This is a genomic window from Pseudoalteromonas shioyasakiensis (assembly GCF_024518675.1).
GTDB lineage: Bacteria > Pseudomonadota > Gammaproteobacteria > Enterobacterales > Alteromonadaceae > Pseudoalteromonas > Pseudoalteromonas shioyasakiensis_B.
Genome location: NZ_JANIGL010000006.1, coordinates 166,054 through 188,708, shown reverse-complemented (window position 1 = coordinate 188,708; position 22,655 = coordinate 166,054). Strand labels below are relative to the sequence as shown.

At 41.5% G+C, this 22,655-nt stretch carries 25 protein-coding genes; 9 read left to right on the top strand and 16 right to left on the bottom strand.

Features of this window, described 5'->3' with window-relative positions; genetic code table 11:
- Nucleotides 1-67 precede the first annotated feature (67 nt).
- The 9 genes from NQT69_RS16115 to zapE all read right to left on the bottom strand — a co-directional run bounded on the left by NQT69_RS16115 (nt 68) and on the right by zapE (nt 10,012).
- Nucleotides 68-811, bottom strand: coding sequence for a cytochrome c1 (locus NQT69_RS16115; protein WP_256828699.1), 744 nt, complete (start codon nt 809-811; stop codon nt 68-70).
- Nucleotides 808-2,073, bottom strand: coding sequence for a cytochrome b (locus NQT69_RS16110; RefSeq protein ID WP_256828698.1), 1,266 nt, complete (start codon nt 2,071-2,073; stop codon nt 808-810). Before NQT69_RS16110 ends, NQT69_RS16115 begins: the two co-directional genes overlap by 4 nt.
- On the bottom strand, nt 2,073-2,663 hold the full coding sequence (gene petA / locus NQT69_RS16105; protein WP_256828697.1) for a ubiquinol-cytochrome c reductase iron-sulfur subunit: 591 nt from the start codon (nt 2,661-2,663) through the stop codon (nt 2,073-2,075). Before petA ends, NQT69_RS16110 begins: the two co-directional genes overlap by 1 nt.
- A 651-nt stretch (nt 2,664-3,314) precedes the next feature.
- Nucleotides 3,315-3,707, bottom strand: coding sequence for a 30S ribosomal protein S9 (gene rpsI, locus NQT69_RS16100; protein WP_024600778.1), 393 nt, complete (start codon nt 3,705-3,707; stop codon nt 3,315-3,317).
- A gap of 8 nt (nt 3,708-3,715) precedes the next feature.
- On the bottom strand, nt 3,716-4,144 hold the full coding sequence (gene rplM, locus NQT69_RS16095; RefSeq protein ID WP_002957960.1) for a 50S ribosomal protein L13: 429 nt from the start codon (nt 4,142-4,144) through the stop codon (nt 3,716-3,718).
- A gap of 229 nt (nt 4,145-4,373) precedes the next feature.
- Nucleotides 4,374-4,859, bottom strand: coding sequence for a DUF721 domain-containing protein (locus NQT69_RS16090; protein WP_256828696.1), 486 nt, complete (start codon nt 4,857-4,859; stop codon nt 4,374-4,376).
- An 88-nt stretch (nt 4,860-4,947) separates the two neighbouring features.
- The gene (mutT, locus tag NQT69_RS16085) at nt 4,948-5,343 is read right to left on the bottom strand and encodes an 8-oxo-dGTP diphosphatase MutT (protein WP_256828695.1); all 396 of its coding nucleotides are present in this window, start codon (nt 5,341-5,343) and stop codon (nt 4,948-4,950) included.
- Between the two features lie 474 nt (nt 5,344-5,817).
- Nucleotides 5,818-8,526, bottom strand: a complete 2,709-nt coding sequence (gene secA / locus NQT69_RS16080; protein ID WP_256828694.1) for a preprotein translocase subunit SecA — start codon at nt 8,524-8,526, stop codon at nt 5,818-5,820.
- A gap of 397 nt (nt 8,527-8,923) precedes the next feature.
- Nucleotides 8,924-10,012 (bottom strand): cell division protein ZapE, encoded by a 1,089-nt coding sequence (gene zapE, locus NQT69_RS16075; RefSeq protein WP_256828693.1) that lies wholly within the window; start codon nt 10,010-10,012, stop codon nt 8,924-8,926.
- Between the two features lie 181 nt (nt 10,013-10,193).
- Here zapE and NQT69_RS16070 point away from each other — a divergent pair, with 181 nt between their 5' ends.
- The 3 genes from NQT69_RS16070 to NQT69_RS16060 all read left to right on the top strand — a co-directional run bounded on the left by NQT69_RS16070 (nt 10,194) and on the right by NQT69_RS16060 (nt 13,298).
- Nucleotides 10,194-10,637 (top strand): YhcB family protein, encoded by a 444-nt coding sequence (locus NQT69_RS16070; protein WP_256828692.1) that lies wholly within the window; start codon nt 10,194-10,196, stop codon nt 10,635-10,637.
- A gap of 122 nt (nt 10,638-10,759) precedes the next feature.
- On the top strand, nt 10,760-12,112 hold the full coding sequence (locus NQT69_RS16065; protein ID WP_256828691.1) for a Do family serine endopeptidase: 1,353 nt from the start codon (nt 10,760-10,762) through the stop codon (nt 12,110-12,112).
- A gap of 103 nt (nt 12,113-12,215) precedes the next feature.
- Nucleotides 12,216-13,298 carry a trypsin-like peptidase domain-containing protein gene (locus NQT69_RS16060; protein ID WP_256828690.1) on the top strand — a complete coding sequence of 361 codons (1,083 nt, stop codon included), beginning with the start codon at nt 12,216-12,218 and terminating at the stop codon, nt 13,296-13,298.
- 87 nt (nt 13,299-13,385) lie between these two features.
- On the opposite strand, the gene murA is transcribed toward NQT69_RS16060, so the two are convergent.
- From murA to NQT69_RS16025, 7 genes are read right to left on the bottom strand one after another with little or no spacing between them, the layout of a single operon-like run.
- Nucleotides 13,386-14,645, bottom strand: coding sequence for a UDP-N-acetylglucosamine 1-carboxyvinyltransferase (murA, locus tag NQT69_RS16055; RefSeq protein WP_256828689.1), 1,260 nt, complete (start codon nt 14,643-14,645; stop codon nt 13,386-13,388).
- A 13-nt stretch (nt 14,646-14,658) separates the two neighbouring features.
- Nucleotides 14,659-14,916, bottom strand: coding sequence for a BolA family protein (locus tag NQT69_RS16050; RefSeq protein WP_087533118.1), 258 nt, complete (start codon nt 14,914-14,916; stop codon nt 14,659-14,661).
- A 5-nt stretch (nt 14,917-14,921) separates the two neighbouring features.
- Nucleotides 14,922-15,215 (bottom strand): STAS domain-containing protein, encoded by a 294-nt coding sequence (locus tag NQT69_RS16045; RefSeq protein ID WP_256828688.1) that lies wholly within the window; start codon nt 15,213-15,215, stop codon nt 14,922-14,924.
- Complete coding sequence (locus tag NQT69_RS16040; RefSeq protein ID WP_256828687.1) at nt 15,208-15,882, bottom strand: MlaC/ttg2D family ABC transporter substrate-binding protein; 675 nt, start codon at nt 15,880-15,882, stop codon at nt 15,208-15,210. The genes NQT69_RS16045 and NQT69_RS16040 overlap by 8 nt, the downstream gene beginning before the upstream one ends.
- A gap of 5 nt (nt 15,883-15,887) precedes the next feature.
- A complete protein-coding gene (mlaD, locus tag NQT69_RS16035) occupies nt 15,888-16,436 on the bottom strand; it encodes an outer membrane lipid asymmetry maintenance protein MlaD (RefSeq protein WP_087533121.1) in 549 nt (182 codons plus the stop codon).
- A 14-nt stretch (nt 16,437-16,450) separates the two neighbouring features.
- The gene (gene mlaE / locus NQT69_RS16030; protein ID WP_256828686.1) at nt 16,451-17,230 is read right to left on the bottom strand and encodes a lipid asymmetry maintenance ABC transporter permease subunit MlaE; all 780 of its coding nucleotides are present in this window, start codon (nt 17,228-17,230) and stop codon (nt 16,451-16,453) included.
- Nucleotides 17,230-18,045, bottom strand: a complete 816-nt coding sequence (locus NQT69_RS16025; RefSeq protein ID WP_256828757.1) for an ATP-binding cassette domain-containing protein — start codon at nt 18,043-18,045, stop codon at nt 17,230-17,232. The genes mlaE and NQT69_RS16025 overlap by 1 nt, the downstream gene beginning before the upstream one ends.
- Nucleotides 18,046-18,300: 255 nt before the next feature.
- On the opposite strand from NQT69_RS16025, the gene NQT69_RS16020 reads away from it, so the two are divergent.
- From NQT69_RS16020 to lptB, 6 genes are read left to right on the top strand one after another with little or no spacing between them, the layout of a single operon-like run.
- Nucleotides 18,301-19,272, top strand: coding sequence for a calcium/sodium antiporter (locus NQT69_RS16020; RefSeq protein ID WP_256828685.1), 972 nt, complete (start codon nt 18,301-18,303; stop codon nt 19,270-19,272).
- A 23-nt stretch (nt 19,273-19,295) separates the two neighbouring features.
- Nucleotides 19,296-20,267, top strand: coding sequence for a KpsF/GutQ family sugar-phosphate isomerase (locus NQT69_RS16015; protein ID WP_256828684.1), 972 nt, complete (start codon nt 19,296-19,298; stop codon nt 20,265-20,267).
- Nucleotides 20,268-20,819, top strand: coding sequence for a 3-deoxy-manno-octulosonate-8-phosphatase KdsC (gene kdsC, locus NQT69_RS16010; RefSeq protein WP_256828683.1), 552 nt, complete (start codon nt 20,268-20,270; stop codon nt 20,817-20,819).
- Nucleotides 20,816-21,370 carry an LPS export ABC transporter periplasmic protein LptC gene (gene lptC, locus NQT69_RS16005; RefSeq protein ID WP_256828682.1) on the top strand — a complete coding sequence of 185 codons (555 nt, stop codon included), beginning with the start codon at nt 20,816-20,818 and terminating at the stop codon, nt 21,368-21,370. The genes kdsC and lptC overlap by 4 nt, the downstream gene beginning before the upstream one ends.
- On the top strand, nt 21,360-21,893 hold the full coding sequence (gene lptA / locus NQT69_RS16000) for a lipopolysaccharide transport periplasmic protein LptA (protein WP_256828681.1): 534 nt from the start codon (nt 21,360-21,362) through the stop codon (nt 21,891-21,893). Before lptC ends, lptA begins: the two co-directional genes overlap by 11 nt.
- The gene (gene lptB / locus NQT69_RS15995) at nt 21,890-22,615 is read left to right on the top strand and encodes an LPS export ABC transporter ATP-binding protein (protein ID WP_256828680.1); all 726 of its coding nucleotides are present in this window, start codon (nt 21,890-21,892) and stop codon (nt 22,613-22,615) included. The genes lptA and lptB overlap by 4 nt, the downstream gene beginning before the upstream one ends.
- Nucleotides 22,616-22,655 lie beyond the last annotated feature (40 nt).

Genomic DNA, 22,655 nt, shown 5'->3' with positions numbered 1-22,655 from the left:
TAAATAACAAAAACAGCAATAGGGGCTTAAGCCCCTATTGCAAAATTACCTTTAAATATGTTCAAAATTAATGAACATCTCTCCAGTATTCTTTCTTCAGCATAAATGACAAGATAAATAGGATGATTAAAAATCCAATTACCTTAATACCCAGCGCTTCCGATTCAAGACGCGTAGGTTCACCTACGTACTCTAGGAAGTTCGTTAAATCACGAACTGCTTGGTCATATTCATCTACACTTAATTCGCCTGTACCATCTGTTTTGGTGCCAACAACTTTAGTCACTGTGTGACCATGCTCTTGTACTTCTTCAGTAATAGGCATAGGTAAACCTTGCAGCTCTTGCAGAACATGCGGCATACCTACCGATGGAAATAACGTATTATTTACACCGAATGGGCGAGATTCATCTTTGTAAAATGATTTTAAATAGGTGTAAATCCAATCACTGCCACGCACACGCGCAACATTTGTTAGATCCGGCGGAGCCGCACCAAACCATTTTGCAGCATCATCTTTTTCCATTGCGTTGGTAATGTGGCTACCTACTTTTGAACCATCAAAAATAAGTTGCTCTTGCCCTACTTCTGTAGGGATACCGATATCGCGGAAAGTTCGTTCATAACGCTGATACTGCATTTGGTGACAACCAAGGCAGTAATTCATGAACAACTTTGCACCACGTTGCAATGAAGGTTGATCTGTTAGGTCATTACCCGCTTCCATTAATGGAACTGACGGACCCGCCGCCATTGCCGGTAATACGTTTATTGATAAAGCAAATAAACCGATAATTAGCTTTTTCATCATTTCGTTAACCTCTCTGGCAATGGCTTAGTTTTTTCATTCTTACTGTATACAAATAACAGTACGAAGAACATAAAGTAAGTCACAGTACAGATTTGCGAAATAATCGTTTTCAAATCAGTTTGAGGAGTCGCACCCACCCAACCTAATAGTACGAAAGTCACAACAAAACCTGCAATGTTCCATTTATGGAAGCCACAACGGTAACGAACTGATTTAACTGTACCACGGTCAATCCAAGGTAACAGAGCCAGTACCACAATAGATGCACCCATCGCGACAACACCGATTAACTTATCAGGGATTGCACGTAAGATTGCATAGAATGGCGTAAAATACCAAACTGGGAAAATATGCTCAGGTGTTTTTAACGGGTTTGCCGCTTCAAAGTTTGGCGCTTCTAAGAAGAAACCATTCATCGCTGGCATAAAGAACACAACCCAGCAGAACAAGATTAAGAAACCAACCACGCCCATAATATCTTTAACTGTGTAGTATGGGTGGAACGGTATCGCATCAACAATATCTTTCTTGTCGGTGTAATACTCATGGAATTTAAATTTAGGCTTATCTTCTTCAGCAACAGAGCCTTTCTTACGCTTAATCTCAACACCATCAGGGTTATTTGAGCCCACTTCGTGAAGTGCAACAATGTGTAAGAATACTAAGATAACAATAACCAGTGGTAATGCGATTACGTGTAATGCAAAGAAGCGGTTAAGCGTTGCACCCGAAATTACATAGTCACCACGGATCCAAAGTGTTAAGTCATCACCAATAACCGGAATCGCACCGAATAAAGAAATGATTACCTGCGCACCCCAGAATGACATTTGACCCCATGGTAATAAGTAACCCATGAAGGCTTCAGCCATTAATGCTAGGAAGATAAACATACCAAACAACCACAGTAATTCACGTGGTTTTTGATAGGAACCGTAGATCATGCCACGGAACATATGTAGATAAACGACGATGAAAAACGCAGAAGCACCCGTTGAGTGCAAATAACGTAATAACCAGCCATATTCAACATCACGCATGATGTATTCAACAGATGCAAATGCACCTTCTGCTGAAGGAACAAAGTTCATCGTTAACCAAATGCCCGTTAGGATTTGGTTAACTAGTACTAACATGGCTAGTGAGCCAAAGAAGTACCAGAAGTTAAAGTTTTTAGGTGCTGGATACTGTGCAATATGCATGTTCCAAACACGAGTCATTGGGATACGGTCGTCGATCCAACCAATAATCTTACCAAACATTAGGCTACCCCTTTTTCTTCGCCCACTAAAATAGTGGTCTCATCAAGAAAAGTATAAGGTGGTATTTCTAAATTTAATGGTGCAGGTACCGCTTGGAATACTCGGCCAGCCATATCGAATTTAGAACCATGACATGGACAGTAGAAACCATCATCCGTGCCTTCTACTTTTTCGCCAAAGCCGCCATTAAGGAAACCCGGTGAACACCCTAAATGAGTACAAATACCTACAGCGACAAAAATCTCTGGACGTATTGAACGGTAGTCATTTGTTGACGATTCTAATTGTTGTGGCTCTTGCGATTGCGGATCACGAAGTTGATCTTCGTGAGCTTTCATCTGCTCAAGCATTTTAGGGGTCCGTGATACAACCCATACAGGTTTACCACGCCACTCGACACGTATTAATTGCCCTGGCTCAAGTTTGCTGATATCTACTTCTACAGGCGCACCCGCAGATTTAGCTCGCTCACTTGGATTCCAAGACGCAATAAAAGGAACAGCAGCCCCAGCCGCACCAACACCACCAACAACAGAGGTAGCTATGGTTAAAAAGCGACGTCGGCCATTGTCTACAGGCGCATTGCTCATCCACTTATCTCCACTATGATTCCCAACACTTGCCATATTGAGAACATCAGTTACAGCAGTTTAATTTTTCGAAATTTTAAAATAGAAGCGATCATAATTAAAACCCATGATTAAAACAAGGTTATTAACAGCTTCATGCTCGAATATTCCCGACTTTATCAACTCGTTGACTAAGTTAGCTCGAGCATAGAGCCGTTTTTATGATATTACTTTTACAAAAACAATATACTGACCGAGATCAACCCCACTAAGAGGAAGCAGATAAACTGCAGTTGGTGCTGTTGAACTCACTCACATTACTTGCCAGACAATTGTAGCAAAAAAATCCACCAATTAACTGATGGATTTACACTTATTATGATTATTATTGAACTTTTTTTTAACTTATACGCAGTAAAGGCCTTAGCAGGTTAATTATTAGGCGCATATTTGATACGAGTTTGCTGGTTACAGATAAAAAGTGCGAGTTTGTCTATCTCTGATAAAAGGTGCGAGTTGGCTTATCTCTGGTAAAAAGTGCGAGTTGGCTCAGAATAAATTTTTAAACGCGGTAGTCAAGTACTTCGTCTCTTTACCCTCGCTAGCTTTATATAGCTCCAAAACAAAAAACCCAGCCGAGGCTGGGTTTTTGGAATTCTGTAAAACGTAATATTAACGTTTTGAGAATTGTGGACGCTTACGTGCTTTCTTAAGACCCACTTTCTTACGCTCAACTTTACGCGCATCACGAGTAACGAAACCGGCTTTACGAAGTTGTGGACGTAGTGACTCGTCAAACTCCATAAGTGCACGAGTGATACCGTGACGGATTGCGCCAGCTTGACCAGTAGTACCACCACCAGCAACGGTGATGTGTAAGTCAAACTTTTCAGTCATATCAACAAGCTCAAGAGCTTGACGAACAACCATACGTGCTGTTTCGCGACCAAAGTACTCTTCTAAAGAGCGCTTGTTGATTACGATGTTACCAGTGCCTGGGCGTAAGAATACGCGAGCACTTGAACTTTTACGACGACCTGTACCGTAGTATTGATTTGCCATGATAGTGCTCCTTAAATGTCTAGAACCTGAGGCTGTTGTGCAGCATGGTTGTGCTCAGTACCCGCGTAAACTTTAAGTTTACGGTACATAGCGCGGCCTAAAGGGCCACGTGGCAACATGCCTTTAACAGCTTTTTCGATGATCATTTCAGGCTTTGCAGCTTGAAGTTTATCAAAAGTAGTAGACTTAAGACCACCTGGGAAACCAGAGTGAGCGTAGTAAACTTTATCTTTGAATTTGTTACCAGTTACAGTAACTTTCTCCGCGTTGATAACGATGATGTAATCACCAGTATCTACGTGTGGAGTATATTCAGCTTTGTGCTTACCGCGTAGGCGATGAGCGATTTCAGTAGCGATGCGACCTAAAGTTTTACCTTCAGCGTCAACTACGTACCAGTCACGTTTTACTGTTTCTGGCTTAGCAACAAACGTTTTCATTTATAAAAATCCAATGTTTTTCAATTAAAACCACAGGTAATTATTATTAATTACCGCTCTAAATGTTTGCTCCAACCCCTTCGAGTTTAAGACTTTTGCGCCATTCAATAGAGGCTAAGCTAATGAAGGCAATAGAACGCAACGTGGCAGACGCGGGAGTATACCAGCACTTAATCGACATTGCTACCTGACGGTTGTTTTTTCCGCAAGAATTTTAAAAATTGTCGGGTTACTTCGTTTTTTTCCCGTGCTGCGCCAAACGCTCTAATTTTTCACGTAGTGATGGTGGTGCGTTTTGCGCAATGGCGTTTAGGTAATCTGAGGTTTGTTCGCTCATGGGGAGTTTTTTAGCAAGAGTAGCATTAGCCATTTGGTCTGGATTATTTTTACTTAATCGCTGGCTAGACTGTGGGTTGGCGATAATCTTTATTTGCCCTAACTCCGCGAGCCCATTACCACGAAAGTGAGACTGCATATCCATTTTAAGGTAGTTCAAACGCAGAGCTATTGACGCTGACACCGCTTCAATCGTCAATGTGCCATCTTTATAATTACTCACTCGGCATTTTTCAGCTAGATTAGGACTTAAAAATTCCGTTAACAATGTTTGTTGTTTATCAAGCGCTTGGCTTTTACCTGCATAGCTTGATAAACGACCACTTAAGCCCGCTATAATATCGTTTAACGGTTTTGGCGCAAATTTATCTTTAGCCATCACATACACCAAAATAACTTAATAGGCCTCAATTCTAATCCAAATAATAAAAAAGCTACAGCGCCGATTAGCAATGTACCAAAGTTCGCTATTGTAATGATTTAATTTTATCGATAATCTCAACATTAGCAGCTGGGAAGTTATAGTCATCTAACTTATTAAGTGCTACCCATTCACTTTGTTGCCCTTCTGCACCATGTGCATCGCCGCTAAAGTCGGTCACTAAATGTACATCTAGCTTCACGCACTTATCACCATAATCATGTTCAATAACCATTAGCTCAGTTGAACTATGAATAGTGAGTGCAACTTCTTCTTGTAATTCGCGTTTAAGTGCCTCAAATACGCTTTCACCGCTTTCTACTTTGCCACCAGGAAACTCCCACAATCCACCTTGATGCTTATCATCAGGGCGCTTACAGATAAACAATGTATTGCCAGATTTAATTACACCCACGGCAACATGGACTATTTTTTTTATCATTATCATCTTACCTTTATTATTAATCTACACAGCTGCGGGCTTCAGGTTACGGGCTGCGAGTAAGAATACAGCTAGAACCTTGTACCTTCAATAATCGTAGGAGAGCGCTTTAGCGCCGATTGATTCGACATAACTCCCAAACAATCACGGCTGAACCCTGTTCCCACAAAAGCCAAATATACCTAGTCACTTCCCTAGAACCTTTAGCCTTTTACCTCTTAAGCGCAGCGCCTCTTAGCCTCTTTGTGAACAAATCACTTACACTTTTCGCGGCTAGAACCTTGCACCTTCAATAATCGTAGGAGAGCGCTTTAGCGCCGATTGATTCGACATAACTCCCAAACTATCACGGCTGAAGCCTGTTCCCACAAAAGCCAAATACACCTAGTCACTTCCCTAGCACCTAGCGCCTTTAACCTTAATTTACAAACAAAAAAGCGACGCATGCGTCGCTTTTTCAAACTTAAGCTGTCGTTATTTTAACTTACCACAACATTGCTTAAATTTTTGACCTGAGCCACATGGACACGGCTCATTACGGCCCACTTTTGGCTCAGCCCGTGCAGTTACGGTTGCACTTGCTGGCGCTTCGCCACCAACGTGTTCAGCTTCTTCATGTTGATATTCGCGAGGAGCCGTTTCACTCTTACGGTGTTGCTCTTCCACTTTTTCAACATCTTCTTCTGCACGCACTTGCACTTTACTTAAAATACCAACAACGTCGACTTTCAAGTTCTCAAGCATTTCAGAGAATAGCTCGAACGACTCACGCTTGTACTCTTGCTTTGGATTCTTTTGTGCATAACCACGTAAATGAATACCTTGGCGTAAATGATCCATAGCAGCCAAGTGATCTTTCCAATGCTGATCTAAGCTCTGTAGCATAATTGCTTTTTCAAATTGACGCAGAACCGATTCACCGACTTGTTGCTCTTTCTCTTTGTAAGCATTAGTAACAGCTTCTTCAATGCGCTCACGTAGCTTTTCTTCGTATAGCTTACTGTCTTCTTCTAACCATTGTGAAATTGGCAGCTCTAATAAGAAGTCTTGCTTTAAGCGCTCTTCAAGGCCCGGGATATCCCACATCTCAGCTAAGCTTTGCGGTGCAATGTACTGATCAATTGTATTGTTTAGTACGTCACCACGAATTACTGTGATTGTTTCTGAAATATCACCTTCAACGAGTAACTCATTACGCTGAGCATATACTACACGACGTTGGTCATTCGCCACGTCATCGTATTCAAGTAGTTGTTTACGAACATCAAAGTTACGTGCTTCTACTTTGCGCTGTGCGTTTTCAATCGCACGGTTTACCCATGGGTGCTCAATTGCCTCACCACGTTGCATACCTAGTTTACGCATCATATTAGTCATGCGCTCACCAGCGAAGATACGCATTAATGCGTCATCCATTGATAAGTAGAAACGGCTTGAACCGGCATCACCTTGGCGACCTGAACGACCACGTAGCTGGTTATCGATACGACGAGATTCATGACGTTCAGTACCAATAATATGCAAACCACCGGCAGCAATTACAGCATCATGGCGAATCTGCCATGCGGCTTTAATTTCTGCGATTTGCTCATCTGTCGGATTATCAAGCTTTTCAACTTCACTATGCCAGTTGCCACCTAATACAATATCAGTACCACGACCGGCCATATTTGTTGCAATCGTTACCGTGCCTGGTAAGCCCGCATCAGAAACAATGTCAGCTTCTTGCGCGTGGAACTTAGCATTGAGGACGTTATGCTTGATTTTTTCTTTTCGTAAGAATTGCGACAAATACTCAGAGCTTTCAATTGAAATAGTACCCACAAGTACCGGCTGCCCGCGCTCTTGACAATCTTTAATATCAGCAAGAATCGCTTCGTACTTTTCATCTTGTGTTAAATAAACTAAATCAGCGCGATCATCACGGATCATCGGCTTATTCGTTGGCATAACAACCGTATCAAGGCCATAGATAGACTGGAACTCAAACGCTTCAGTGTCAGCAGTACCTGTCATACCAGCAAGTGTTTCATAAATACGGAAATAGTTTTGGAATGTAATTGATGCCAGTGTTTGGTTTTCGTTTTGAATTTTTACACTTTCTTTAGCTTCTACAGCTTGGTGTAAACCTTCAGACCAACGGCGGCCTTCCATAGTACGGCCAGTATGTTCATCAACAATGATCACTTCGTTTTCTTTTACAACGTAATCAATGTCTTTTTGGTAAAGTTTATGAGCACGTAAAGCAGCATACACATGACTTAGCAAGGTAATACTACCAGCAGAATAAAGCGAGTCGCCCTCTTCTATTAAACCACGCTCAGTCAATAACTCTTCAACCTTAATTTGGCCGCGTTCTGTTAAATGAACTTGCTTAGACTTTTCATCGATAGTGAAATCACCGTCACCTTCAACACCTTCTTCATCTTCTTTCTCTTGTAATTCAAGTAACGGAACGATGGTATTAATTTCAGTGTAAAGTTGTGAGCTATCTTCAGCAGGACCAGAAATAATAAGCGGTGTACGTGCTTCATCGATAAGGATTGAATCCACCTCATCCACAACGGCGTAATAAAGTGGGCGCTGAACACGCTCATTGATGCTAAACGCCATATTGTCACGAAGGTAATCAAAACCAAATTCGTTATTAGTGCCGTAAGTAATATCGGCGGCGTAGGCTTCTTTTTTCTGTTGCGGCATCATACCTGGTACGTTGCAGCCAACTGTTAAACCTAAAAACTCAAATAATGGACGGTTAGTTTCAGCATCACGCTTTGCCAGGTAATCATTCACCGTAATAACGTGAACTCCCTTACCTGTTAACCCGCGTAAGTAAGCCGGTAAACTTGCTGTGAGCGTTTTACCCTCACCGGTACGCATTTCTGCGATGCGACCTTGATGCAACACCATGCCACCAAGTAGCTGTACGTCAAAGTGACGCATGCCATTAACACGCTTTGATGCTTCACGTACTACAGCAAACGCTTCAGGCAAAATATCGTCAAGGCTTTGCCCGTTATCGTAACGCTCTCTAAATTCTGCTGTTTTGGCTTTTAAATCTTCGTCTGAAAGCGCTTCAAGTTGCGTCTCAAGTGCGTTAATTAGCGCGACCGTCTTTCTTAAATTTTTAATAGTGCGGTCATTGCGACTACCAAAAATCTTGGTAAATAAATTAGATATCATGATAAAACCGTTACAATGTATTCTTTGCTAGCTAATTATTAGCTAACCCATTTTATGCACCCAAAATACGCATGGGGATCATTACTAATTAATATATTGCTCAATAAAAGCACATATTAATTAGTAATTTTGCTACATGCTGTTAATTTCAGCATTAATTACGTGCGCTACTATACCAGACTCTGCGAAACATCAAACCATCGCGTAGTTAAGATACCCATTTTATGCAAGAAAAATTTAACTATTGCTATAAATTACAATTTAAATTTTCCTGATAAAAATGGATTACTAAGGCAACAAGCTATAGATATGGCGACAATAAACATTAAATCAAGAGCGCAAAGTAAACTTGTCACAGTTAAAGCTTTTGCTCATACCCTAAGTTTCTAAACAAAGTTTAAGCCAAATGTTCTCGAGCTAAATATTCTAATGATTGCATTTCCTGTAACCGACTAATGCAGCGCTTAAACTCAAAGTTGAGATTTCCTTGCGTGTAAAGTTCGGTGATTGGCTTTTGCGCAGAGATGATCAAAGTGACATTGCGCTCATAAAACTCATCCACTAAGGCAATAAAGCGCCGTGCAGCATCGTCATTAGCTTGGCCAAGCTGCTTCACGTTAGACAGTATAACCGTATTATATAAGCGACTTATTTCCATATAATCAACTTGACTGCGAGCAGTCTCACATAACTCGCTGAATTCAAACATCACAATACAATCAGCCACTTTACGGGTTTTGATCATCCGTCCTTCTATTTCGATAGCAGTATCTATTGTGCCTGGCTCTGGCGACAACTTATCAAAATATTCAAATAAATTAGCATCTGCTTGTTGGTCCAATGGGCTATGAAAAATTTCCGCTTGTTCTAAAGTTCTTAAGCGGTAATCGATACCAGAATCAACATTAACAATTTCGGTGTTTTCATTCACAAGCGCTATAGCAGGTAAAAAACGCGCTCGTTGTAAGCCATTACGGTAAAGCTCATCAGGCACAATATTGGAGGTCGCGACAAGTACAATACCTCGTGCAAACAAAGCCTCCATTAAACCACCTAGTAGCATGGCATCTGTAATATCCTGCACAAAAAATTCATCGAAGCAGATAATGTCTGTTTCAGCTTTGAAAATGTCAGCAACAATTTCTAATGGATTTGATTTATTGTTTAACTTTTTAAGCTCATCGTGTACGCGATGCATAAAGCGGTGAAAGTGCACACGCATTTTTCGCTCACCTGGTAGCGCTTCATAAAAGGTATCAACCAAATATGTTTTACCGCGCCCGACACCGCCCCAAAAGTACAAACCTTTGATAGCGGGTGCGCTATCTTTATTAAACAACTTTGCAAGCCAGCCCTTTTCTGCAGGCTTTGCAGTCGTTAAATCGTCATATAATCGTTGTAAATGACGTACTGCGTTTTCTTGCGCTGCATCATAAACGAAGTCATCACGCTGTAAATCTTGCTGGTATTTTTGCCAAGGAGTCATAGATAGTTACAATAAAACACGGTTTAATTTGCGCAATATATTAACACGCATCGTAACTCGGGGTATATTAGTGACAGTAAGATTTATTTAACCTAGGTTCAGGTTACTTAACTAGACTTAAATTTATTAATCACACACGCAATTTTTCGTTATTTTTGTATTTCCCAAAGGGGTAGAACATATGGGCACAATTACTTGGGTTGGTATTATTATCATCGTTGCCGTAGCAGCATTCTTTTTAGGCGCATTTGTTACGAAAAAACAATTTAAGCAAGATGAGCTAGAAGAACAAGCTGAGCAAGCTAAAACGGCTCTTGAACAATATCGCCAAGATGTTGCCGATCACTTAGCAAGCACTGGTAAGCTTGTTAATCGAATGAAGGACAACTATGACCAGCTTTTAAATCACGTTGATGAGACCAATAAACTATTATTAAGTGATAAAAAGCAGCACCCGGCTGAACCTTTCTTTTCTAAAGAAACAACGGAACAATTACAACGTTCACTGAAAGAGCGTCAAAGTGATCGCTCATCAGCTCACGCTCAACCTGCAGATTATGTTTCAGGTGAATCAGGACTTTTTGCTGGAGAAGAAGAAGTTTCAGAACATTCTAAAGCCTCTTGATGAACTTTTTTTTGACCCCATAGTCTTTAGATATAACAGCTTTATATCTAAACCTTAATGAGGCTGCTATATGCAGCCTTTTTAGTTTTTACTTTTCCTGTGATGTGGAGTAAACCCTGACTATGAAAATGAAATTATCGTTAATCAGCGCAGCTGTATTATCTGCGAGCTTATTATTAAACCCTGCCGTATCAATGGCTAAAATGCCAGTTGCAGTGAATGGTCAACAATTACCAACTCTTGCGCCTATGTTAGAGCAAATCACCCCTGGCGTAGTCAGCATACAGGTCTCAGGCTCGAAAGAAGTCCGAAGACGCGCAGATCCTCTCGATTTCTTTTTTGGCAACCCACAACCGCGCAGCCAAAAGCGTGAGTTTAGTGGTTTAGGCTCAGGCGTAATCATTGACGCTGATGAAGGTTATGTTGTTACCAATAATCATGTTGTGCAAGATGCTGAAAAAATGCTGGTGACTCTGGAAGATGGCCGTGAATATGAAGCTACCCGCATAGGTAGTGATAAAGAATCAGACATCGCGTTATTACAAATTGATGCCGATGATCTAGTTGAAATAAAATTAGCCAATTCAGATAAGCTACGAGTTGGTGATTTTGCCGTGGCCATTGGTAACCCATTTGGCCTCAGTCATACTGTGACATCAGGCATTGTCAGCGCACTTGGTCGAAGTGGTTTAAATATTGAAGGCTATGAAGATTTTATCCAAACAGATGCCGCAATTAACCAAGGTAACTCAGGTGGTGCACTCGTTAACTTAAATGGCGAGCTGATTGGTATCAATACTGCTATTTTAGGCGCATCGGGTGGTAATGTAGGTATTGGCTTTGCTATTCCGTCTAATATGATGAAAAACTTGGTTGATCAGATTGTTGAGCACGGTGAAACACGCCGCGGTTCACTAGGTATTTCCGGTCGCCCACTTGATGCAGGCCTCGCAAAAGCGCAAAAACTTGATGTCAAACAAGGTGCTTATGTAATGCAAGTGATGGATGATTCGGCGGCAAGTAAAGCAGGCATTAAAGCCGGTGATGTGATTATCAGTATCGATGGTAGTGAAATCAGCGGCTTCCATGAGCTACGAAGCAAAATAGCCACCTTAGGTGAAGGTAAAAAAGTTAAATTAGGCATTTACCGAGACGGTAAAGTAAAAACAGTTAAAGTCACCTTAGATGGCGCATCAGGGTTAAGCGCATCAGGGGATGAGCTACACCCAGCATTCCAAGGTGCCACCCTCGAAAGCATCCAGAAAAATGGTGCTAAAGGAATTGAACTTACTTCGGTAGATCCGCGCTCACCAGCTGCACGAGTCGGCTTAGAAGAAGGTGATATCATCATGCAAGTGAATCGTCAGCGTGTTGAGAACATTCGCGATATGAATAAGATCATCGAAAACACTAAAGGCAATATTGTACTTGGCGTAAAACGAGGCCGTGAATCTGTATTTGTGTTAATTCAATAAAACATATTTTGTGCAAATAGCATAAAAAAATAACAGCGGTACTTGCCGCTGTTATTTTTTTTGTGCCATCATAAAGAGATTGCCCATTAACAATAAGAATACCGTGCTGAAATTTATAAAGTTTGTTCTTCCCCCACTCTTCGCCGGACTTGGCATTGCTTTTTTAGTGGTGTTTTTTAGCCCAAATATGCGTACAGCTTTATTACCCAATGTCACCTTACCCAGCGCTATAACAACGCAACACCTAAGCTTTGCAGACGCAGTTAAACGAGCGGGCCCCTCTGTTGTGACTATTTTTTCAGAAAGCATCTCAAATCAACCGCGGTATAAGCGCCAAAACACAGTGCAAGAGTTAGGCTCTGGGGTGATCATGTCTAGTGATGGCTATATTTTAACTAACTATCATGTGATCAATAATGCCGATCAAATAATGGTGATCCTCACCGATGGCCGTCGCTTTTTTGATGTGCAACTTATTGGCTTTGATACCATTACTGATTTAGCACTGTTAAAAATTAACGCTGAGCATTTACCAGTGATCCCCGTTAATAATGATTTTAACCCGCGAGTTGGGGATGTTGTTCTCGCCATTGGTAACCCACTTAATTTAGGCCAAACGATCACCCAAGGTATTATTAGTGCCACTGGTAAACAAAAAATTACTGACAGCCCTTATAACAGCCTGTTGCAAATGGATGCAGCGATTAACGTCGGTAACTCAGGCGGTGCCTTGGTAAATTCTAATGGCGATCTTGTCGGTATTACCTCAGCTCAATTTAAAACTCGCGAAAACCTAGATATTCAAGGCATCTTTTTTGCGGTCCCCTACTCACTTGCTAAAGAGGTCATGGATAAACTGATTCGCCACGGACGTGTTGTACGCGGTTATTTAGGTTTTACAGGCACGGCAGTGGATAGCACGGGCAAAGAGGTGAGTGATAGTTATACTCCTGTTGCAGGACTTCGTATCACCAATTTAGATCCACTAGGCCCAGCATGGCAAGCCGGCATTAAAGAACAGGATATTATCGTAAAGATTGCAGGCGAGGATGTGAGTAACCCACAAAAAACCCTCACCACCATTGGTAACTCTGAACCTGGCCATGAAATTGAGTTTCAGCTATACAGGAATGGGGAAATACTGAAGGTGATGGTCAACGTAGCGGAGCTTGAAACGAAATTATGATATTAGTTTAAAGGTGTAAGGACATAGGTTAAAAAATAAAAACAAGGTTCTCATTGAACCTTGTTACTTTCATGTTTCAACTCGAATTTAACTACTTCTTCGCTTGATATTTGCACCAAGTGCACTGAGCTTATCCTCAATACGTTGGTAACCTCGGTCAACGTGATAAATACGATCGACAACCGTTTCACCTTTTGCCACGATACCGGTCAAAATCAAACTCGCTGATGCACGTAAATCTGTGGCCATCACTTGGGCTCCACTTAAGCTCTTAGTATCGCCACAAATAGCAGTGTTACCTTCTAAGCGAATGTTAGCACCCATGCGTTGTAACTCAGGAACATGCATAAAGCGATTTTCAAAGATAGTTTCTGTGATTGTCGCGCTGCCGTTTGCAACCACATTCAGAGCGGTAAATTGAGCTTGCATATCAGTTGGGAAACCAGGATGCGGCATCGTTTTTATATTCACCGCTTGCAGCTCACGATTGCGCATATCTAAATATATGCTGTCATCGGTTACTTCTACTAGCGCATTGGTTGCGCGAAGCTTTTCAATAACAGGCTCAAGGCTGTGAAAGTCTGTGGCTTTACATAACACTTCACCACCGGCCATGGCTGCGGCAACTAAAAAAGTACCGGTCTCAATACGGTCAGGTAAAATGCGGTGTTCACAACCATGAAGTTTTTCCACGCCCTCAACTTCTATACGGCTGGTACCGGCACCAGTAATTTTAGCTCCCATAGCAACCAAGCAGGCTGCAAGGTCGGTTATTTCCGGTTCGCGTGCCGCGTTTTCAAGTACCGTTTTACCATCAGCTAAAGTTGCTGCCATAAGTAGATTTTCGGTTGCGCCAACACTCACCATTTCCATGTAAATTTCAGCGCCTTTTAAGCGTCCATTTACGCTGGCATTAATATAGCCGTTTTCAACCTGTATCGTTGCCCCCATACGCTCAAGGCCTTTGATATGGATATCTACAGGTCGAGCCCCAATCGCACAACCGCCTGGTAATGACACTTGGGCTTGACCAAAACGAGCAACCAATGGGCCTAAGGCTAAAACTGATGCACGCATTTGTTTTACTAAGTCATAAGGAGCAAGCGTTTTATCAACCTTAGCGCCATCTATAACAAGTTGCTCACCTTGCCACTGTACATCTGCGCCTAAGGTTTTGAGTAATGCTTCTGTAGTACCGATGTCACGCAGTCGAGGCACATTGTTAAAGGTACTTTTACCATCAGCTAAAAGTGCAGCGAAAAGAATAGGAAGCGCCGCATTTTTAGCGCCTGAAATAGTTACCTCACCGGCAAGTCCAGTGCCACCTTGAATTACAAATTGATCCATGAGGAAGCCTTAGTTATTGAGGTAAAATAAATTTCTGTTCGCGCTTCCACTCTGTTGGGGTAAAGGCACGAATAGATACGGCGTGAATTGTGCCATCTGAAATAGTATTCATTAATGGCGCATAGACGAGTTGTTGCTTTTTGACTCGACTAAGTCCATCAAAACACTCGCCCACTGCAATCACTTCATAATGACTACCATTTGCTTTCACATGTACTTCAGCTAATTGTAGTTCATCGCGTAATAATGTTTCGACTTCGCTTGTTTGCATAACTCTCACTCAAATAGGGTTGTAACCTGCCCCAACTGCATTAATTTTTGCAATTGCTCAGGAATATTTTGCAATTCAAGGCGAATGCCTTGCTGCTTTAATTCTGCGAAAGAGTGAATTAACCAAGCTAAGCCCGCCGTGTCAACCCTTGAGACCTCAGAAAGGTCAAAATACCAAGTTTTATGGTTAGTTTGTGAGTTTTTATTAAGAAGCCGTTCAGCAGCAATTGAGTTTCGGGTTAATTCACCGCTTATTTTAAATTGCTGCTCGTCGATTTGAGTAATACTTACTTTACTCATTACCACCTTCGCCTCTAAATTGCACTGGCAGCTTACTTTTTTGCTCTAATAAGTTACTCACATGCTCAATACCTTGCTGGCGTAAAATACCTTGTAGTTCGCTTTGCTTGGCATCTAACAGACTAATACCTTCTGCAACCATGTCATAAGCACGCCATTCACCGCTTCTATCTTCGCGAACTTTAAAATCAATTTTAATATCCGGTTTACCAGGCTCTACAATTTTAGTTTTCACTAATACTACATCTTGTCCGGCGAAATCCCGTGCAGGAGCAAACTCAACATGCTGATTCGTATATTGCGTAAACACACCTGCATAGGTGGCAATTAAATACTCTTGAAATACATCAATAAAGCGCTTGATATCTTCCACCGCTTGCTTTTGCTCAGCAGGGTCTTTAATCGCGCGTACCTTTGACACATGGCTACCTAATACACGTAGTGCAGCATACTTATAATCAATATAAGGCATTAATTCATCAGAGACGATTACTCTTAAATGTTCTTTATCTTTTTCTATTAATGGTTGATCACGAGTAATACGTTGGAAGGTATTATCTGATACCTGACGAACCATTTTGTATGGGTCTTTTAAATCCACTGACTGAGCATTTACATTGGTTGCGATAAAGGTAAATGCAACTAAAGCTAAAAATTTCTTAAACATAATAATTACTCGCCACCTTGATTGAATAAAAATTGCCCGATCAACTCTTCAAGCACTAAAGCAGATTTAGTATCTGTAATAAAATCACCATCATTTAACGCCTTGCTTTCAACACCAAATAACTCGTCCAAGCCTAAGTCTTGATCATTGCTAGTTACTTCAAGACCTAAACATGCTTGTTCTGCTGATTTAGGAGCGATAACAGGATTAATACCTAGGTACTGCTCACCCAAAATGCCCGAAGTTAAAATCGAGACTGAGCTAGTATCCGAGAAACGACATTGATATTGCGCATCAATGGTCATATCAACGACTGGTAAAAACTCTTGCGGGTGGATTGAGATAGCCTCAACACGGCCAACTACAACACCACCTACTTTGATAGGAGCACGTGCTTTTAATGAGCCAATGTTTTCAAATTTAGCTTTTAATAAATACGTTTCGCCACTGCCGCTGATACCTGCATTCGCTACTTTTAATGCCAGCATAGCAAACGCTGCAATGCCAAGCGCGACAAAAAAGCCAACTAAAATTTCTAATTTCCGTGAATTCATTATCTATACCTTTTTTAGCTGGTAAACATTACCGCTGTCAAAATAAAATCAAACCCTAAAACAGCTAAAGATGAGTGTACAACTGTCTCTGTCGTTGCCTTACTGATCCCTTCTGAAGTTGGTACACAATCGTAGCCTTTATAAAGCGCTATCCAAGTTACAACGATGGCAAATACAAAGCTTTTTATCATGCCATTTAAAATATCTTGTTGGAACGATACCTGTGATTGCATGATTGACCAGAAACTACCAGTATCTACACCTAACCAGTCAACACCGACTAAATGAGCACCGATAATAGCAACCGCAGAAAAAATCAGCGCCAGTAAAGGCATACTAATAAAACCGGCCCAAAAACGAGGAGCAATAATACGCTTAAGTGGATCTATAGCCATCATTTCAAGGCTCGATAACTGCTCAGTGGCTTTCATTAAACCAATTTCAGCAGTCAATGCGCTCCCCGCCCGACCTGAAAATAATAACGCCGTAACCACAGGCCCTAACTCGCGTAATAAACTCAAGGCAACTAATGGTCCTAAACTATCCTCAGCGCCATAACCAACCAATACGGTATAGCCTTGCAGCGCGAGCACCATACCAATAAATAAGCCAGATACCATGATTATAAGCAGAGATTGCGACCCGACCATATAAAGTTGGCGGATAAGTAACGGCGTGCCTTTTCTGAAATTTGGTAAATTCCACAAAGCACCAATTAGCATTTGCGTCGAACGACCCAAAGCAGCAAAACGACCTAACGTTTTATGGCCTAGCTTTTGTAACACATCAAACATCAGCTACGCCCTCCTAGTAGTTCGTCATTATAAGACTGCGCAGGAAAATGAAATGGTACTGGCCCATCTGAAAGGCCTTTTAAAAACTGCTGTACCAATGGTGATTCATGATTAAGCATTTGCTCTGGCGAGCCACTACCAATAACACCCTGATCCGCTATGATGATGACATGATCAGCTATACTCATCACTTCTGTCACATCATGAGTAACAATAAGTGATGAAAGCCCTAACACTTGGTTCAAAGACTTAATAAGCTTAACTAACACGCCCATCGAGATAGGGTCTTGTCCGGCAAATGGCTCATCATACATGATAAGCTCAGGATCCAGTGCGATAGCACGAGCAAGCGCAGCACGACGAGCCATACCACCAGAAAGCTCTGACGGCATCAAATCTTGCGCACCGCGTAAACCAACGGCCTGTAATTTCATTAACACTACAAGGCGAATTAAGTCTTCACTCAGGCGGGTATGCTCTCGCAGCGGAAACGCGATATTGTCAAATACAGACATATCGGTAAATAATGCGCCGCTTTGAAACAACATGCTCATTTTGGTTCGCGCAGCATAAAGTTCCTTGCGCGTCATTGTCGGAATATTGTTACCTTCGAACAATATTGTGCCGCTATCGGGTTTTAATTGACCACCAATTAAACGCAGCATGGTCGTTTTACCAATCCCGCTGGGCCCCATAATGGCAGTGATTTTGCCTTGCGGAACGCTAAAGCTCATATTTTTATATATGCTTCTATCGCCCCGTGAAAAGCTCACATCCTTGACTTCTACTATTGGTTGCGACAAGTCGCTCTCCATTTCTATTTTCACTACTACCCCTATTTTAAGGCTTTTTACGCAAAGATGGAAAAAACAAATCGTAAAATTTTGTAATATTCTATGTAATAACAGCCTAAGCCTTACTAAAGCTGACTTAACCTAAGCTTAAATAGTTTTTTTTAAGCTAAAAATAACAACTTACTAAACAATAGACCTGATTCTTTTATTTATACTTTCAGGTTGGCTTTTGTTACTATTTACCGCAATCTGATATTGAATAATTGGCGTAACGTAATGGTGACTTCTTTTGTCATTTTAATTCTTGGATTTGCTGGACTAGTTTGGAGCGCAGATCGCTTTGTTTATGGTGCTGCGGCACTGGCAAAAAATTTTGGTGTCCCCACTTTAATTGTTGGTTTAACTGTTGTTGCTATGGGCTCATCGGCACCTGAAATGATGGTCTCTGCATCAGCAGCGCTTGCTGGCAAAACCGATACAGCAGTAGGTAATGCGGTAGGTTCTAATATTACTAATATCTTGTTAGTACTCGGTATCACTGCTTTATTGCGTCCACTTTCAGTCTCTTCAACCACCTTAAAGCGTGAAATGCCGCTGGTTTTATTTGTTTCTATCGCCGCCTGGTATGTATTTTCCGATAACTACTTTTCATTTGCTGAAGGTATCGCATTACTGATTGCCTTTATTGTTTTTATTGCTGGTCTTATCATTATTTCAATACGCGCAAAAAACCAAGCTGATGACCCATTTGTCAATGAGGCATGTGAAGATGTGCCAGACAACGTACCAACCAAGTCGGCACTGTTTTGGCTAGTTGTAGGCATGATAGTGCTGCCATTAAGCTCTCACTTTTTAGTCGGCTCGGCTGTAGATATCGCCAAATACTTTGGTTTAAGCGACCTTGTAATCGGCTTAACAATTATTGCTATTGGTACTAGCCTACCTGAGCTTGCAGCCTGTATTGCTGGGGTACTAAAAAACGAAGACGATTTAGCCCTCGGCAATATTGTAGGCTCTAATATCTTCAATTTATTAGCCGTTTTACCCTTAGCGGGTATTATCAATCCTTCAATTATAGACCCATCTGCGGCAAACCGTGATGCGCTTATAATGATAGGTGCAACCATTGCTTTAATTGCTATGTCTTTGAGTTTTCGTGGTGCACGACGGATTAATAGAGTTGAAGGTGGCTTATTATTAGCTGCATTTATTGCATATCAAGGTTATATTTTTAGCCAACTAGCTTAGTACCGAATAAAATGGATAACACAATGACGCAGTTAAACTTTATTGAACAAGGAAAACGAGTACTTGATATTGAACGCCAAGCATTGGTTGATATTACTCAATACCTTGATGAAAATTTTAACCTCGCTTGTCAGCTTATCTACCAATGCAAAGGCAGGACCATTGTAGTTGGAATGGGTAAATCCGGGCATATAGGCAATAAAATTGCTGCCACATTAGCCAGTACCGGTACGCCGGCATTTTTTGTTCACCCAGGCGAAGCAAGCCATGGTGACTTGGGTATGATCACCAAAGATGATGTGGTCATGCTTATTTCAAATTCTGGCGAAACCAGTGAAGTACTTAATATAATCCCAGTTATAAAACGAATTGGTGCAAAAATGATTGCTATGACAGGCAATCCTACCTCATCAATGGCCAACTGGGCAGACGCACATGTATGTATAAAAGTCTCCAAAGAAGCTTGCCCCCTTGGTTTGGCCCCTACAGCCAGTACCACGGCAACACTTGCCATGGGAGATGCGATAGCCGTAGCCCTACTTGAAACCCGAGGCTTTACCGCCGATGACTTTGCCCTTTCGCATCCAGGTGGCAGTTTAGGTAAACGCTTATTACTCTGCTTAAAAGATTTAATGCATGATGGCGGGGCAACTCCTATTATCAAAGACACGCAATGTATTAAAGATGCCTTGATTGAAATGTCTGCCAAAGGTTTAGGCATGACCGCGGTAGTCAATAACCAAGGCCAACTGAATGGTTTATTTACTGATGGTGATTTACGCCGTATCTTAGAGCAACGTATCGATATCCATAACACGCTTATCAGTGAAGTCATGACGCGCTCGTGTACCACTGCAACCGCAGATATGCTTGCTGCCGAAGCACTTAATATTATGGAACGTAAACGAATTAATGGTCTTATTGTTATTGACGAAAATCAGCACCCAATTGGGGCACTCAATATGCAAGACTTGCTAAAAGCAGGAGTGTTATAAATGCAGTTTGCCGACTTATACCAACCACTGAGTTTAGATGCGCAAAACCGAGCAAAAAAAATCAAATTACTTATTTGTGATATTGACGGGGTTTTTTCTGATGGCCGAATTTACTTAGGTAACCAAGGTGAAGAGTTAAAAGCATTTAATACCAAAGACGGCTTTGGCATTAAAGCGCTTATTAGCTGTGGTTTCGATGTTGCTGTGATCACAGGGCGTCATTCACAGATAGTTCAGCAGCGTATGACTAGCCTAACAGTGCAGCATATATATCAAGGTCAAGAAAATAAGCTACAAGCCTATCAAGAACTAAAAGATAAGCTGAGCTTCACCGATGAGCAAATCGCCTATATTGGCGATGATGGCCCCGATCTGCCAGTCATGGAGCAAGTCGGCTTTGCTGTTGCAGTGAACGATGCACACCCATTAATCAAACGGGTAGCGCATTATACTACTATGCTACCGGGTGGATTTGGCGCAGTACGTGAATTGACTGACTTACTCATGCTAGAAAATGGCAAATCGCTGACTAGCGAAGGAACGAGCTCATGAATAGTGCGCGTTTCATATTAAGCGTATTATTTATAGCTTGCATGGTGTGGCTTTGGTATCCGTATTTTAACCAAACAAACACTGAGCAAGCAGTTGTAGAAGATGTCATTGCCAAGCCAGATTACACAGCCGTTGCATTAAAACAAACGGCCTTTGACGAACAAGGGAAAATCAGCCATAAAGTGACTGCAGCGAAAATGGAACTGTACCAACAGTTAGGGTTTACTTACTTTGAAAAACCTATTTTCACTTTATACAATCAACAGCAAACGTGGCAGATAAATGCGGTTGAAGCAACCTTATATGAGAATAACCAGCTGATTTTAGAAGGCAATGTGACGGCTAAAAACCTCACTGATAATGCAATGATTAAACACATTAATGCCGACAATATTCAAGTTGATATTGAGCTACAAACCATGATCTCCGAACAACCTGTAGTGTTGAGCGGCCCAGATTTAAAAATTACCGGACGTGGCTTACAAGCCGATTTAAAAGCCGACGTAATAGAACTAATTAACCATACGCGAACCATATATTATGACCAATAAATTTGCTCACCTGCTTGTTATACCAAGCTTATTCATGGCCTTTTCAAGTTTTGCTGAGGAAACCTCACCACCGGCAGATCAGGTTTCAATCAGCGCAGAGAAACAACTAGTCCAAGTCAAAGATAATATTGGTATTTTTGAAAACAACGTTGAAATTATCCATGGCAACCGCCAAATTAGAGCTGATCGTCTCGAAGTCCATAAGCGAGAAGACCTAGGTGATAACAAACAACTACTGGTCGCTACAGGCGAGCCTGCTTACTTTGAAGAAAAGCTAACTGACGGCACGATTATGAGCGCCAGTGCGAATGAAGTTCGTTACGATGTAGAACAGCGGTTGCTAACTTTAATTGGTCATGCTCAAGTAACGCAAGATGGACAAAAAATTAATGCTAAAAGTATTACTTACGATATGGATCAACAATTAATTAGTGCCGAGAGAGGTGAAGACTCTAACGATCGTGTCCATACCATACTTGTGCCTGTCGACAGTAAAGAAACTAAATCAAAAGGTCAGCCATGAGCACATTAAAAGCTGAATTTTTAGCAAAAAGCTATAAAGGCCGTCAGGTGGTGAAAAGTGTTGGCTTAGAAGTCAGTGCGGGCAGTATCGTAGGCCTCTTAGGCCCTAATGGCGCAGGAAAAACAACCACCTTTTATATGATTGTTGGCCTAGTGCCAAGCGATAAAGGCAGGATCAGCATTGATGATCATGATATTACTTTGCTACCAATGCATAGCCGAGCGCGCTTAGGAATAGGCTATTTACCACAAGAGTCATCAATTTTTCGTAAACTGACCGTTTATCAAAACTTAATGGCAATTTTAGAAACGCGTAAAGAGCTTAATAAAACGGCTCGCGAAGAAGCACTCAATGGCTTACTCGATGAGTTTAGCATCCAGCATATTCGTGACAGCCAAGGTATGGCACTATCTGGAGGTGAGCGCCGACGTGTAGAAATTGCACGGGCTTTAGCCGCAAATCCAAAATTTATCCTGTTAGATGAGCCTTTTGCTGGTGTTGATCCCATTTCAGTGTTAGATATAAAGAAGATTATAGAGCACCTGAAAAACCGTGGTATCGGAGTACTAATAACCGATCACAATGTAAGAGAAACCCTTGATGTTTGTGAAAAAGCCTACATTGTTTCTCATGGGGAGTTAATTGCATCAGGAACACCTGAGCATGTACTTGCCAACCAAACCGTTCGCGATGTATACCTGGGTGAGCAATTTAGGCTATAAAGCAACACTCGGCTAACTATCTGCTAAACTAAATTATGAC

Bases quoted from the DNA above. Each gene is read 5' to 3' on its own strand.
- NQT69_RS16050 (WP_087533118.1), bottom strand. From the start codon at position 14,916: ATGCAAACAAGCGAAGTCGAAACATTATTACGCGATGAACTACAATTA.
- NQT69_RS16065 (WP_256828691.1), top strand. From the start codon at position 10,760: ATGAAAATGAAATTATCGTTAATCAGCGCAGCTGTATTATCTGCGAGC.
- NQT69_RS16040 (WP_256828687.1), bottom strand. From the start codon at position 15,882: ATGTTTAAGAAATTTTTAGCTTTAGTTGCATTTACCTTTATCGCAACC.
- zapE (WP_256828693.1), bottom strand. From the start codon at position 10,012: ATGACTCCTTGGCAAAAATACCAGCAAGATTTACAGCGTGATGACTTC.
- NQT69_RS16115 (WP_256828699.1), bottom strand. From the start codon at position 811: ATGATGAAAAAGCTAATTATCGGTTTATTTGCTTTATCAATAAACGTA.
- murA (WP_256828689.1), bottom strand. From the start codon at position 14,645: ATGGATCAATTTGTAATTCAAGGTGGCACTGGACTTGCCGGTGAGGTA.
- NQT69_RS16015 (WP_256828684.1), top strand. From the start codon at position 19,296: ATGACGCAGTTAAACTTTATTGAACAAGGAAAACGAGTACTTGATATT.
- mlaD (WP_087533121.1), bottom strand. From the start codon at position 16,436: ATGAATTCACGGAAATTAGAAATTTTAGTTGGCTTTTTTGTCGCGCTT.
- lptB (WP_256828680.1), top strand. From the start codon at position 21,890: ATGAGCACATTAAAAGCTGAATTTTTAGCAAAAAGCTATAAAGGCCGT.
- NQT69_RS16045 (WP_256828688.1), bottom strand. From the start codon at position 15,215: ATGAGTAAAGTAAGTATTACTCAAATCGACGAGCAGCAATTTAAAATA.
- mlaE (WP_256828686.1), bottom strand. From the start codon at position 17,230: ATGTTTGATGTGTTACAAAAGCTAGGCCATAAAACGTTAGGTCGTTTT.
- lptA (WP_256828681.1), top strand. From the start codon at position 21,360: ATGACCAATAAATTTGCTCACCTGCTTGTTATACCAAGCTTATTCATG.
- NQT69_RS16090 (WP_256828696.1), bottom strand. From the start codon at position 4,859: ATGGCTAAAGATAAATTTGCGCCAAAACCGTTAAACGATATTATAGCG.
- rplM (WP_002957960.1), bottom strand. From the start codon at position 4,144: ATGAAAACGTTTGTTGCTAAGCCAGAAACAGTAAAACGTGACTGGTAC.
- NQT69_RS16025 (WP_256828757.1), bottom strand. From the start codon at position 18,045: ATGGAGAGCGACTTGTCGCAACCAATAGTAGAAGTCAAGGATGTGAGC.
- kdsC (WP_256828683.1), top strand. From the start codon at position 20,268: ATGCAGTTTGCCGACTTATACCAACCACTGAGTTTAGATGCGCAAAAC.
- petA (WP_256828697.1), bottom strand. From the start codon at position 2,663: ATGAGCAATGCGCCTGTAGACAATGGCCGACGTCGCTTTTTAACCATA.
- NQT69_RS16110 (WP_256828698.1), bottom strand. From the start codon at position 2,073: ATGTTTGGTAAGATTATTGGTTGGATCGACGACCGTATCCCAATGACT.
- NQT69_RS16070 (WP_256828692.1), top strand. From the start codon at position 10,194: ATGGGCACAATTACTTGGGTTGGTATTATTATCATCGTTGCCGTAGCA.
- mutT (WP_256828695.1), bottom strand. From the start codon at position 5,343: ATGATAAAAAAAATAGTCCATGTTGCCGTGGGTGTAATTAAATCTGGC.
- NQT69_RS16020 (WP_256828685.1), top strand. From the start codon at position 18,301: ATGGTGACTTCTTTTGTCATTTTAATTCTTGGATTTGCTGGACTAGTT.
- lptC (WP_256828682.1), top strand. From the start codon at position 20,816: ATGAATAGTGCGCGTTTCATATTAAGCGTATTATTTATAGCTTGCATG.
- secA (WP_256828694.1), bottom strand. From the start codon at position 8,526: ATGATATCTAATTTATTTACCAAGATTTTTGGTAGTCGCAATGACCGC.